The organism is Sphingomonas faeni (assembly GCF_040407495.1).
GTDB classification, from domain to species: Bacteria; Pseudomonadota; Alphaproteobacteria; order Sphingomonadales; family Sphingomonadaceae; genus Sphingomonas; species Sphingomonas faeni_D.
In genome coordinates, this window is the sequence record NZ_JAPZPP010000007.1 from 104,227 (window position 1) to 116,687 (window position 12,461).

The 12,461-nt window shown below is 62.7% G+C and carries 10 protein-coding genes; 6 read left to right on the forward strand and 4 right to left on the reverse strand.

Going from position 1 to position 12,461, the window contains the following annotated elements:
• Positions 1-81: 81 nt before the first annotated feature.
• On the reverse strand, positions 82-747 hold the full coding sequence (locus O6W96_RS18595; RefSeq protein ID WP_244647673.1) for a VC0807 family protein: 666 nt from the start codon (positions 745-747) through the stop codon (positions 82-84).
• Positions 744-2,141, reverse strand: coding sequence for a carotenoid oxygenase family protein (locus O6W96_RS18600; protein WP_353470906.1), 1,398 nt, complete (start codon positions 2,139-2,141; stop codon positions 744-746). The genes O6W96_RS18595 and O6W96_RS18600 overlap by 4 nt, the downstream gene beginning before the upstream one ends.
• A 54-nt stretch (positions 2,142-2,195) precedes the next feature.
• On the opposite strand from O6W96_RS18600, the gene O6W96_RS18605 reads away from it, so the two are divergent.
• The 5 genes from O6W96_RS18605 to O6W96_RS18625 all read left to right on the forward strand — a co-directional run bounded on the left by O6W96_RS18605 (position 2,196) and on the right by O6W96_RS18625 (position 6,239).
• A complete protein-coding gene (locus O6W96_RS18605) occupies positions 2,196-2,732 on the forward strand; it encodes a TetR/AcrR family transcriptional regulator (RefSeq protein WP_353470907.1) in 537 nt (178 codons plus the stop codon).
• 247 nt (positions 2,733-2,979) lie between these two features.
• On the forward strand, positions 2,980-4,392 hold the full coding sequence (locus tag O6W96_RS18610) for a PLP-dependent aminotransferase family protein (protein WP_353470908.1): 1,413 nt from the start codon (positions 2,980-2,982) through the stop codon (positions 4,390-4,392).
• Positions 4,393-4,516: 124 nt separating this feature from the next.
• On the forward strand, positions 4,517-5,260 hold the full coding sequence (locus O6W96_RS18615) for an SDR family oxidoreductase (RefSeq protein WP_353470909.1): 744 nt from the start codon (positions 4,517-4,519) through the stop codon (positions 5,258-5,260).
• Positions 5,257-5,658, forward strand: a complete 402-nt coding sequence (locus O6W96_RS18620; protein ID WP_353470910.1) for a hypothetical protein — start codon at positions 5,257-5,259, stop codon at positions 5,656-5,658. The genes O6W96_RS18615 and O6W96_RS18620 overlap by 4 nt, the downstream gene beginning before the upstream one ends.
• Complete coding sequence (locus tag O6W96_RS18625) at positions 5,655-6,239, forward strand: glutathione S-transferase C-terminal domain-containing protein (protein ID WP_353470911.1); 585 nt, start codon at positions 5,655-5,657, stop codon at positions 6,237-6,239. The genes O6W96_RS18620 and O6W96_RS18625 overlap by 4 nt, the downstream gene beginning before the upstream one ends.
• 214 nt (positions 6,240-6,453) lie before the next feature.
• Here the strand turns inward: O6W96_RS18625 and O6W96_RS18630 are convergent, their stop codons facing one another.
• Both O6W96_RS18630 and O6W96_RS18635 read right to left on the reverse strand, forming a co-directional pair.
• Positions 6,454-8,010 carry a sulfatase family protein gene (locus tag O6W96_RS18630; protein ID WP_353470912.1) on the reverse strand — a complete coding sequence of 519 codons (1,557 nt, stop codon included), beginning with the start codon at positions 8,008-8,010 and terminating at the stop codon, positions 6,454-6,456.
• A 54-nt stretch (positions 8,011-8,064) separates the two neighbouring features.
• Positions 8,065-10,869, reverse strand: coding sequence for a TonB-dependent receptor (locus O6W96_RS18635; RefSeq protein ID WP_353470913.1), 2,805 nt, complete (start codon positions 10,867-10,869; stop codon positions 8,065-8,067).
• 317 nt (positions 10,870-11,186) lie between these two features.
• Between O6W96_RS18635 and O6W96_RS18640 the strand changes: the two genes are divergently transcribed.
• Positions 11,187-12,206 (forward strand): D-cysteine desulfhydrase family protein, encoded by a 1,020-nt coding sequence (locus tag O6W96_RS18640; protein WP_353470914.1) that lies wholly within the window; start codon positions 11,187-11,189, stop codon positions 12,204-12,206.
• The last annotated feature ends 255 nt before the right edge of the window (positions 12,207-12,461 follow it).

Below are 12,461 nucleotides of genomic sequence, written 5' to 3' on the forward strand. Positions count from 1 at the left end.
TGAACGAATGTCTGGAGTTGGGTAGTGGGGAAGGGCGCGTGAACGTCCGGTTCTGGGTCGTCTAAGATAAGGCTCCGCGTTTCAACGTACCGCGCGGCGTTGGGCGAGGCGCCTGTACCAGACCGTCCAAAGTGCGAGCGCGCCCATCGAACCGTAGCCGACGAACGGGCTGACGAGCATGTAATCATGGATGCTGAGTACGAAGACGAGCGTGCAGGCAAGCGCCGACGATGCGAGCAGGCCGATCCCCCAAACCAACGTCATGATCGTCATGACGCGGCGGAAGCGGGGCGTGTCACGCTTTGCCTCGAACGCGGCGACCTCGTCCGGCGATTTCCGCGCAAGTCCGGCACGGGCAAGCTGATAGATTAGCGGGCGACCAATCGCGGCCGAGCCGAGGAACACCAGGCCGATCAGTGCCGAGACGAGGTTCTCGCGCAACTGGAGAAAGCGGACGGACCCGCCCCCGAGCATGGCGAGCAACGACAGAGCGATGCCTGCCAGGACCAGGATCGACAGCGCATCGACGCGACGACGGCGGGCGAACTCGACGAGCGACCAGATCAGTGGTGGAAGCGAGGACGCCATCAACGCGACCACGTCGCCCGATTGCGGCGCCACGCGATCGTAGATCAGCAGCGGCAATCCGAAATTGATGCCCGCTTCGATGGCGATGAGGCCGATGCGACTGCCGGTCTGGCGGTTCATTTCAATGCTGTCCTTCATGGTCGTGACGATCGTGTTCATTGTGCGCCTCCTCCGTTGATCCAGTTGCCGTGAAAGCCCGGCGGAATGCGGTGCGGCAAGCGTATCGTGGCGACCGGACCGCTCTCGAACTTGCGCGCGTCGAGGATCACCAGCTCGGTAGTGTCGCTCGGCTCGTCGATGACGAAGCCGATCAGCCATCCCTCGTCTTCACCCGCATTCTCGTGCGCGGGCACGAACACGAATTCGCCGGGATGGTGGCCGGCACCGAAGTCGTGCACCTCCCGTCCGCCCTCGACGAGATCGTGTTTGTAGAGCCGGCTCGCGCTCTGGAACCGACGGTCCGATTGCGTTGCCACGACATAGGCGTAGCGGTAGGCCTGGCCGAACCGGCGCTCGTTCATGCGGGGAAACTCCTGTGGCGCGCCATCGATCGTCCGGATCGTGGTTGTGCGGGCAGCAGGATCGAGCGTCCAGCGCTCCAGCCCGCGCGAGGTCGCATCGGGCCCACCGGGCGCTCCGGCGAACATCGTCGGATAGGCACAGACGTCGAGCACCACTCGACCATCAGGCAGGTCGAAGGCATTGGCGACGTGGAAGACATACGCCGGATCGACGTCACACCAGATGATGGCGTGCTGATCGCCGTCGCGCGGCATCAGCCCGACACGGGCACGATGCGCGGGGTTCCAGGCATAGGGTAGCGGCTGACCGGAAAGATGGGCCGCCAGCGAGAAGGTCACAGGAAGGTCAAGGATGACGACGTAACGCGCGGTGATCGCACAATCGTGGATCATCGGGCCATGTTCGACCGCGATCGGCGCCTCGCGCACCACTCTGCCCGTGGCATCGAGGACGACGTGACGGATCTCGTTGGGGCATCGCCCTTCGTAGCAGATGCCATGATGCTCGCCGTTCAGCGGATCGCGGTGGGGATGCGCGGTGAACGAGCCGACAAGCGATCCACCGAAATTATCGTAGCGCTGCTCGTCGAGCGTCTCGGACAGTTCGACGGGGTAGCTGCCGCCTTCCACGACCGCAAAGGCGCGCCCGCCCAGATCGACGACGTTGGTGTTCACGGTGTCGCTGGAGCCGTGCCGCGGCCCCGGTGCCGGCGCTGTTCCACGGGCAGCCGCGTTGCTACGCGATCCGATCCAGCGATTTCGATACCACAATGCCTTGCCATCGCGGATCGCCAGGCCATGCACCATGCCGTCACCAGTGAACCAGTGGTAAGAGGCGGAATCGGCGGCGACCGGGTTCGGCCCGGTTCGCAGGTAGCGACCGCGTAGTGCCTGCGGGATGGCGCCACGGACCTCCAACTCGGTAAGCGTCAGTTCGTCCTCCATCGGCCGGTGAATGCCCCACAGGAAGGGGTGCGCCGCCTGCTTGGCTTCCCCGGTCCCCTCATTAATCCGCGTCAGAACGCTAGCCATGCCCGCCTCCAATGTTTACACCGTGATCATAGGCGAGAAGGTAACAGTGTCAACATGGAAAAACGGTACCATCATGGCCATCTTCGCGCGGCGCTGATCGAGGTAGGGCTGCGGCTTCTGGCCGAACGTGACGTGGAAGGCGTGTCGTTGCGCGAGATGGCCCGCGAGGTCGGTGTCAGCGCGACCTCGGTGTACCGGCATTTTCCCGACAAGGCGGCGCTGATGCGCGCGTTTGCCTTGGAAGGGTTGGACCGGCTCGCCATCGCCCAGCGAAACGCGGCAAGCGGCAAGGACGGCGCCGCTGCGTTTGCGGCAACCGGTCGGGCCTATGTGCGGTTTGCGCTCGCCAATCCGGCAATCTTTCGACTGATCTTCACGTCTTCAGCGCAGTTGCAGGCGACAGGAGAAATAGAGGCATTACGGATGTTACATGCCAATGCGGCAGCGGCATCGCCGACTGACGCCGGGTCGGATCAAGTGGAGACTGGCGCGCTGCGATCCTGGTCGCTCGTTCATGGCCTCGCCATGCTGATGCTCGATGGGCAACTACCCGCCGAGGACCACCTTATCGATATGCTTGTTCAAGGATGACAAGAGCACCTGACGTTCTCTCATTGAGACGGCCGTCGGTGGGGGCTAGGCAGCTGTATCCCACATCAGCATTCTGACCGAGATGAACGAGCGGCCGAAATTGGGAAGCATGAAGTAGTCCGCGACTGTCTGCTTGTCGGTCTCGCTCCCTCCGTTAGGCAATGGTCTTGGCACCGAGATGTTGCACTCGTCGCCAGAGTCATCGGAACGCATTCGTCATGGGACACTAACACTGTACCGTAAGAGCATGGCCTCCCATGCGCACTTCATCATCAAGCCGGACCGAAGGGCGACGATTTCGCTCTCTCATCAAGTGTGCGACAACATCCGAACGGCGATCGACGACGGGCGGCTGGAGATTGGCGCGCGCCTGCCATCAGTCCGCGATCTGGCAAGCCAGCTGGGTGTAGCTCGAGGAACCGTGCAGGCTGCTTACGATGCGCTGGTGTCTGAATTGCTGCTGAGCACCGCCGGTTCGGGCGGCACCCGCGTGATCGCCAAGCCTCCCCGCCATGCTTCCACGCCGAGCGAGCCGATCGTCCGGCCGCTCTCGACGATGCTGCGCGGCTTTTCGCTAACGGCGTTGCCCTTTCAGACCGGCGTGCCGGCGCAGGATGCGTTTCCGACAAAGCTCTGGGCCAGCCTGCTCGGACGCGCGGTCCGAGATGATGCGATGACGCCGACGACCTATCCCGATCCGCGCGGGCACCCTGCACTGCGCGCCCAGATTGCCGCCTACCTGGCGATCGCGCGAGGTCTCCGTTGCGTGCCCGACCAAGTCATCGTCACTGTATGCTATCGCGGTGGGCTCGCGCTGGCGTTGCAGGTGCTGGGCGCATCGGGGCAGCGCGCCTGGATGGAGGAGCCGGGCTACCCCATAACCCGCATGGGACTGGAGATGGCGCGCGTCGGCCCGGTCGCCGTGCCCGTTGACGGGGAGGGGATCGACGTTGCTGCAGGAATAGCGCTCGCGCCCGACGCCAGGGTCGCGATCGTCACGCCAGGGCAGCATTCCCCGCTGGGCGCGACCATGAGCCATGCCCGGCGACGGACGTTGCTGGACTGGGCCGAGGCGGCCGACGGTTGGATCATCGAGGATGACTATCTGGGGGAGCTCCAACTTGGCGCGCGCGCCGCGCCGGCGCTGGCAAGCGGCGATACCACGGGGCGCGTGATCCATGTGGGCAGCTTCAGCAAGACGTTGAAGCCCGGGGTCGGAATCGGCTTCGTCGTCGCGCCGATGGCGCTCGCCACGCGCTTCGGGCAAGCGGCGGCAACCTTGGGGCCGAGCTTCTTCGCGCCGTCGCAGCTTGCGATCGCTCAGCTGCTCGCCGAGGGTCATTACCTGCGTCACCTGCGCAATATGAAGCGGCTCTATGCCGAACGGCTTTCCGCGCTGCACCGTGCGCTCGAGGCGGATTATCCGCTAGAGACCGTCGCCGGCCCGATCGCACTCCTGAGATTGCCACAGGGGATCGACGATATGGCGCTGGCGCGGCGCGCGCCCGAACTCGGGATCGCGCCGTCGCCGCTGTCGCCTTGGTATCAGGATCCCGAGCGCCGTATGCCGGGGTTGTTGCTGAGCGCAACGAACCTTCGCCCGAACAGGGTCGACGAGGCGGTCGCCGCCTTACGACGACTGCTGGCCGACCGAGTATGATGATCTTGGCCTAGTCGCTTTCGCGGTTCTTGGCTCTACGAGCCTGGGCCAACGCCCTGCTACCTCCCGTCCTACAGTGAGCCGATGCCGATCCGGCGGGCCGCTTTGCAAAAGGTATCGGGACATGAAGATCGTCGTTATCGGGGGCTCTGGCCTCATCGGTTCGAAGCTCGTTTCGCGTTTGGAGGCAGCGGGACACGAGGCCGTCGCCGCGTCGCCGAACAGCGGCGTGAACACGCTGACGGGGGAGGGCCTCGCCGAGGCGCTGGCCGGGGCGGAAGTGGTCGTCGATGTCGCGAACTCACCATCGTTCGAAAATGCCGCGGTGCTCGCATTCTTCGAAACCTCGAGCCGCAACATCCTTGCTGCCGAAGCAGGCGCGGGCGTCCGGCACCATGTCGCGCTGTCGGTCGTCGGGACTGAGCGCCTTGCCGACAGCGGCTATATGCGCGCGAAGGTCGCGCAAGAGACGCTGATCCGCGCGTCGGGCGTGCCCTATACGATACTGCATTCGACGCAGTTCTTCGAATTCCTCGGCGGCATCGCGCATTCGGCCGCAGCGGGCGAAGCGATCCACCTGTCGACCGCCTTGTTCCAGCCGATTGCGGCCGATGACGTCGCGGACGCGCTCGCCACGATCGTCGTCGCGCCGCCTGCGAACGGGACGATCGAGGTGGCGGGCCCGACGGCGTTCCGGATGGATGCGCTAGTGCGTCGCTATCTCGAGGCGACCGGTGATGCGCGCGGCGTAGTGGGGGAGGCCGACGCGCTCTATTTTGGCGCGAAGATCGACGACATCTCGCTCATGCCCGCGGCCGGAGCGCATATCGGCGCGACTGACTACGACACATGGTTCGCAGGCCGGTGAGCCGCGTCGTCCTGGGCATCGCGATCCTGCTGGGAGTGGGCGCGGCCGCAAACGGCGTCTTCATGCTCGCCTCGCCCGTGAGATGGTATTTCGCGGTTCCCGGCGTCACCACGACCGGACCATTCAACCAGCATTTCGTACGCGACATCGGGTTGATCTTCCTCGGCGTCGGCACGGCGTTCCTGTTGGGTGCAGCACGTCCGATCCATCGTTCGGTTTCCTGGGGGGCGGCCGCGATCTGGCTCTCGGGGCATGCGCTCTTCCACATCTGGGAAGTGGCAGTCGGGATCTGTGGTCCGTCCGCGCTGCTTCGTGATTTTCCTGCCGTGACGCTGCCCGCTGTGTTGGCAATCGCGATCACCGTCCATGCCGTGTCTCACAAGGAGTCTATTCGATGAAGCTCTATTACAGCCCGCTCGCTTGCAGCCTGGCCGACCACATCGCGCTTCGAGAGGCGGGGATGGCGTTTGAAGCCGAACGCGTCGATTTGCGCACGTTCCGCACGGCTGGCGGCGAAGACTTCACACGGATCAATCCGAAGAAATACGTGCCGGCGCTCATTCTCGACGACGGCACGATGATCACCGAGAATCTAGCGGTTCTCGACTGGATCGCTGGCGAGACGCCTGCGTTGCAGATCGGCGGCGCGATGGGGCGGACGCGGGTTATCGAGGCGCTGACATATATCACGACTGAGATTCATCGGGCGTACAAGCCGATGTGGCACGCCGGTAGCGCTGCCGACAAAGCGAGGGCAGGCGATACGGTGCTCCGCCTGATGCAACCTCTTTCCGATGGCTTGCAGGGCGACTATCTGTTCGGGGCCACGCCGAGCGTCGCCGACTTCTACCTGTTCGTCATGCTGCTCTGGGCGGATCGGTTTGCGCTAGATCTGCCATTGCCGCTACTCGGCTTGCGGGAGCACATGAAGGCGCGGCCCGCCGTCCAGGCGGCCATGGCCGCGGAGGGGATAGGTTGATCCGACCGTCATCACTTAGCGATAGCTGAGGTCTCAGCAGCTCACCATTCCTCGACCTCTCGTATCGCCCGTACGTGAAAAAATGTCCGATTGCGGGAAGCGAGTTGAGGGGCGTGAATGGCCGGAACTGGGTCTTCTAGAGGGACGTACCGAAAGTCCCCTACCCAAGCCTGAGTGTACTCCCAAATTCCCGTTCCGCAACAAACTCGGGTAATCATCTCTTGGGCGGGGGCTGATAAAAGGTTGCGGGAAATGGTGCCTGCTTTGCTCCTGAAGGGGCTCGCAGCCGGGCTTGGAAACCTGCATCAGCGCTCAGTGGAATCTGCATTCCATTCGTTCCCTCCAGCAGCGCGAACAGCTTCGTGCTCAACCGCGCGGCCAGATCCTCGTGCCCCGGCTTCGCCAGAAGGTTGTCGTTCTCATGCGGATCCGCCGCCAGATCGTAGAGTTCGTCCAAGTCCCAGATGCCATGGAAGTGCATGTACTTGTACTGCTCCTCGCGCACGGCGTGCACGGTGGGCGTCTGCGGGAAATTGCGTTCCCAGTAATATTCGTACAGCAACTCATCGCGCCACGGGGCCGCCTTGTTCTTGGCGAGGGGTAACATGTCGGCGCCGGCCATGTGCGCGGGGGCCTGCAGCCCGGCAGCGGCGAGCATGGTCGGTGCGATGTCGATATTGGCGACGACGGCCTCGACCTTGCTACCGGCTGGAAACAGCGATGGGCACCGCGCGATCATCGGGATCCGCATCGACTCTTCGTACGCCGCCCGCTTGTCGATCAGGCCATGTTCGCCGAACATGAATCCGTTGTCGCCCAGATACAGGATCAGCGTGTCGTCGAGCTCGCCGCGCTGTTCCAGCAGCTTCAGTATACGTGCCAATCCCTCGTCGACCGCCAGCAGCGTCTCCATGTAGCGCTTGTAGTAGTCCGCGATGTCTAGGTTGCCGTGATAGGCGTAGTCCACGCCGTGCCAGCTGTTGCGCTGGTTCTCGACCCACATGGGACGCCCCGGCATGCCCGGCTTCATGTTTTCCGGGTAGCGGAACGTCTCTTTGTCGTAGCGGCCCTTGTGACGGTCCGCCGGGATGAATTCCGAATGGACCGCCTTGTGCGCGAGGTGCATCATCCAGGGCCGGTTGCCGTCGCGCTTGCCGATCCAGTCGAGTGCGTAGTCGGTCAGTTCGTCGGTGATGTAGCCCTTCTGCGGGACGTGACGGCCATCGACGTTCAGGCCATCCGCACTGGGGAGATACGTGCCTTGGCCCTTGAAGCTGACCCAGTGATCGAACCCCGGCTGGGGTGCGTCACCCTCGGTCCCCATGTGCCACTTGCCGATGAACGCCGTGTCGTAGCCCGCCTGCTTCAGATATTGCGGGTAGAAGACCAGCCCTGGCGGGATTGGATGGTTGTTGTCGACCACCTTGTGCTGGTGCGCATACAGGCCGGTGAAGATCGATGCGCGGCTCGGCGAGCACAGCGCGGTCGTCACGAAGGCGTTGGTGAAATGGGTGCCCTCGCGCGCAAGCCGATCAAGTGTCGGCGTGTCGCCGAAATCCTGGGCCTTCATGAACCCCATCGCGTCGTAGCGGTGATCGTCGGTGAGTACGACGAGGATGTTCTTCGGCTTCGATCCAGGGCGTCGCGCAAGCCGGAGGTCGGGCTTCGTCTGCGGCGTCGCCGCCTGGGCCGCGGCGGCCCACGAGTAGAGGCTGAAGGCGCTACCAGTGCCTGCCAACAGTACGCCGCGCCGATTGATCGAGTCAGTCATGGTCTTGTCCTGCTTGGGCGCCCCGGTCTTGGGAGCCGCCGATTGTCGGGCGTGTTAGAAATTGACGCGAACACCACCGAAGAGGCGTCGACCGGAGTCGAGATAGTTTGCTGGAAGGCCGGTCGTGTATTCGACGATCTCGTCGCGATCGAGGAGGTTCACCGCCTCCACCACCACCGACACCTGGGGCGTCACCTTCAGGCTGACGCTGCCGTCGAGCGTGCCAAACGCGCGGTTGACCCGCCCCATCACCGGCGCCACGGCTGCAGCGGCAAGGTAGCTGCTGCGCCAGGAATAGGAGACGCGCGCACCGATGGGACCCTTCTCGTAGTAGCCGATCAGATTGTAGTTGTGCTTGGACGCGGCCGTCAGCTGGGTTGGGTCGCTGTTGTCGATGTACGTGTAGTTCAGGATAGTGCCGAACCCGTCAAACGGCTTGGGCAACCAGGTGAAGGCCTGCTGGAAATACAGTTCCACCCCCTTCAGATCGACACCGGAGCCGTTGACCAGCTGACTGACGGTGAAATCGGTCTGCAGCGTCGTGCTGCCTGTAGTCCGGATATAGGTCACTGGCAGGGACTGGATGCTGATTTCGCGGCGGATCAGACTTTCCAGGTTCTTGTAGAAGAAAGAGGCGCCGACGAGCGCGTCACGACCGAAATAATATTCGATCGTCGCGTCCGCGTTGTTGGCTCGAAAGGGATCGAGATACGGATTGTTCTTCGTGACCGTGAGACCGGTGCCGTTCGCCGTGGTGGTCGGTGATATGTCGCCCAGGTTGGGTCGCGATATGGTCCGTGACGCCGAAACGCGGAGCTGCAGTTTGTCGGTCGCCTCATATTTGAGGTTTAGGCTCGGCAGATAGTCCCAATAGGTGCGGTGCACCGCGAGCGGCCCAGCCGCCGGCACGCGCGTGATCATGCCGGTCTCGACCTCCACGGTGATGCCGTTGAGATCGGGACTGACGCCGCGCGTGGTCTGTTCCGTTCGGACCGCGCGGAAGCCGATATTGCCGGTCAACTTGCCAAATGCGATGTCGCCGCGCGCGTAGAGTGCCAGGGTTTTTTCCGCGACGTCGAGGATACCCGTCGCGTCGTTGGTATACGTGCCGGCCGCGATAAGCTGGTCCTCGGTGAATCCTTTAACGAACGACTTCGCGTCCGACCCCAGCCACTGCCGCGGGAAGGAGGCGTCCCCCGAATAGCTGCCCAGGAACGATCCGGACCCGGGTTTGATCAGGATCATGAACGGCGCGGCGCTGAACGAACCGGCCACCGGCCCAGCGGGGAGGCCACCGTAGAGCTGGGATACGCCTGCAGCGGAGATCGTCAGCGTCTTGTTGTCTTGGTAGAGTGCGCGATCGACGTATTTCGCGCCAGCGCGCAGCGATGTGATGCCCCGGTCGCCGAAGTCGCGCCGGATATCCAGCTTGGCATCCCATAGGCGATCGCGGGTGACGCGGTTCAGTTCGCCGTTGAGGCTCAACAACCTAAAATTGTTCGGGTCGAGCCGTCGCTGGTCGAAGCCGTCAAGATAGGTGATGCTCGGAATGTCATCGCCGGGATTGGCGACGACGCGCGCGGTACCGTTGATGCTGTCGGCGATGTTGAGCGTGTTACGTCGCTGGCGTGAGTTCTGGGCGGAGCCTTCGAGGACGACCGTCCAGTCGTCGTTGTGAAACTTGGCTCCCCCCACGAGCGAGCGGATGTAGCCGCTGCGATCCTGGTAACGGCCACCGTTGCGCAGATCGAGGCCGCTTACGGTGAAGTCGGTTGCTGTCTCGACGCCGTCGAGCACCTGCGTTGAGGACGCCACGACGCCCGACGACCCGGCGAAGTTCTGCAAGTTCTCTTGACGCACGGCCTCGACGTCGACGCGCGTGTAGAAGCCGTCGACGTACAGATCGACCGTGTCGGTGGGTCGATACTGCAGCGATGCGAGGCCGCTGAGGCGACGGTTGTTCTCGGTGAACATGTCGTGGATTATCAGACCTGGAATGCGCACGAGCCGGTTCGGCGTGATCACGCCATCGCCGTTCAGGTCGTCTCCGCCTCCGCCAAGCGGCACGCCCTGAGCTTCGGTGACGGTGTTCCAGCCGGTTTCGACCTGATGCGTCTGCGGGCGACGTTGCGTGTAGGATCCGCCGAGAGTTACGCCCAATCGTCCATCGAGAAAGCTATTGGCGAACAGACCTGAAATCCGCGGCGACGCCTTCCCCGAATTGCTTTCGTGTTCCGCCTGGGCGGAAAGCGCGAACACGCGTTTTCCAAGGTCGAGCGCACGTGGCGTACGGATGTTGACCGTTCCAGCGAGACCGCCGTCATCGAGATCCGCAGTTGGCGACTTGTAGACCTCGAGCGTGCTTACGAACTCTGAGGGAAGCGCGGAAAAGTCGAACGAGCGTGAGAAAGGTGTGAATAGGTCGTTCAACGCATTCGGGACGCTTCGACCGTTCAGCGTCACGAGCGTGAACGTGTCGGGCAATCCGCGGATGTTGACGCTGCGGCCTTCGCCACGAGTCCGATTGATCTGAACGCCGCTGATGCGCTGCACGGACTCCGCGACGTTCACGTCCGGAAACCTGCCGATGTCTTCGGCACTGATTACGTCGACGATACTGTCCGCATCGCGTTTGATCTTCACCGCCCGCTCGATGCCGCTACGTATCCCAGTGACGACGATATCCTGGCTGCCCGTCTCCGTTACTAGGTCGCCTGCCGAAATTCCTGAACCGGTCTCTCCACCCGGTTGGGGTGCAACTTGGGCAAGGGAACCGGTTGGAAGAAGGAACGCGGCTAGAGTGCTGGCTTCTAGAAGCCACTTTGTTCGAACTGGCATATGATCCCCCGTTGGGGCCATAATCCTACCAGCGGACTAGGAAATGCGAGAAAGGTTTCCTTCGCAGAGTCCAACTGGCGGTTCGTACTCAAAAGATTTAGGCGGTCGGGTCGACTAACTGTCTAAAGTCGCTTCAAAAAAGATGAATATCCGAAGCTGGAGAGCGCTCATGGGATTGCAAACGTCCGGAGATGAATTGACCCAGGGGTCGGCGTCGCGACCCTCTTAAAACGAGTCCTAATGCGTAACTGCAGGAATGACCGCCTATGGGCTCGTAAGCGTGACGAGGCCGCCCGAAGCTGCCACGAGAGACTCCTACCGCCGGACCGGAACGATCGATGCTAATTCAGCTTGAGAAACGACCTCGATTTATTTTGCTCGAGGGGCCCACGCCGATCCAGCGTCTGACCAGGCTGGAACAAGCGCTCGGATGCTCGGTCTGCCCTCCAATCTACGTCAAGCGCGACGACCTGATGGGTGTCGGTGGGGGCGGCAACAAGCTTAGGAAACTGGAGTTCCTGATCGGCGAGGCACTGGACCAAGGCTGCGATACGTTCATCACCACAGGCGCGCGGCAATCGAACCATGCCCGACTGAGCGCGGCCGCAGCAGCACGCGCAGGACTCTTCTGCGAGTTGATCCTGACCGATACCGTCGCGCGCGACGACGAGGCCTACCGTCGCAATGGCAATGTCCTGCTCGACGATCTGTTCGGCGCAACTGTCCATCGAAGACCAGGTGACGTTGATGCTTTAGCGGTCGCTCACGATCGCGCCGAGCAGTTGTCTGCCCAAGAGCGCCGCGCCTATGTCGTTGGTTCTGGTGGCTCTTCGCCGCTTGGTTGCCTCGGCTACGCTTTGTGCGCAGAGGAGATCATGGCTCAGGAGCAGGACCTAGGGCTTCGCTTCGGCCGGATCATCGTGCCGAACGGCAGCTCCGGCACACACGCCGGCTTGGCTGCGGGTATGAAGGCGGCGGGAGACGAGCCCGGTCGGATCGAATCTTTCACGGTCCTTGCCCCAATCCGGAAGGCGCGGGCGATCACCACCGAACTTGCAATGAGAACCCTGGCACTCATCGATCCGGCCAACGTGTTTATAGATGGCGACATCGTGGTCACGGACGGCCAACTTGGCGAGGGCTACGGCGTGCCGACTGAAGCAATGTTCGAAGCAGTACGATTGGTTGCCCGGTCTGAGGGGTTGCTGCTTGATCCGGTCTATGGCGGGAAGGCTTTTGCTGGCCTCATCGCTGCTATCCGAGAAGGCGCGTGGCGCAATGAGGAACCGCTGTTGTTCGTCATGACGGGCGGCTTGCCAGGCCTATTCGCTTACGAGCCGGCGTTCCGGTGCAATTAGTCCCGCTGACTTTTGACAACGTTAAGTTCCTGACCTGAACGAATGTCTGAACTTCGGAAGCGGGAAGGGCGGGCTGAACGTCCAGATGTGGGTCCGATGGCCCGCCGGTCGCCAAGGATAGATCCTCGGTATAAAAGCAAGCCGCGATCACGGCAAAAAGGACACCGTCGTCATAATCGAACATTTCGCACCTGACGCTTATGGCCTCCTTATCCTAGCACCTGAGATTGCGCTTGGCAGTGGCTGGCTTGGCGG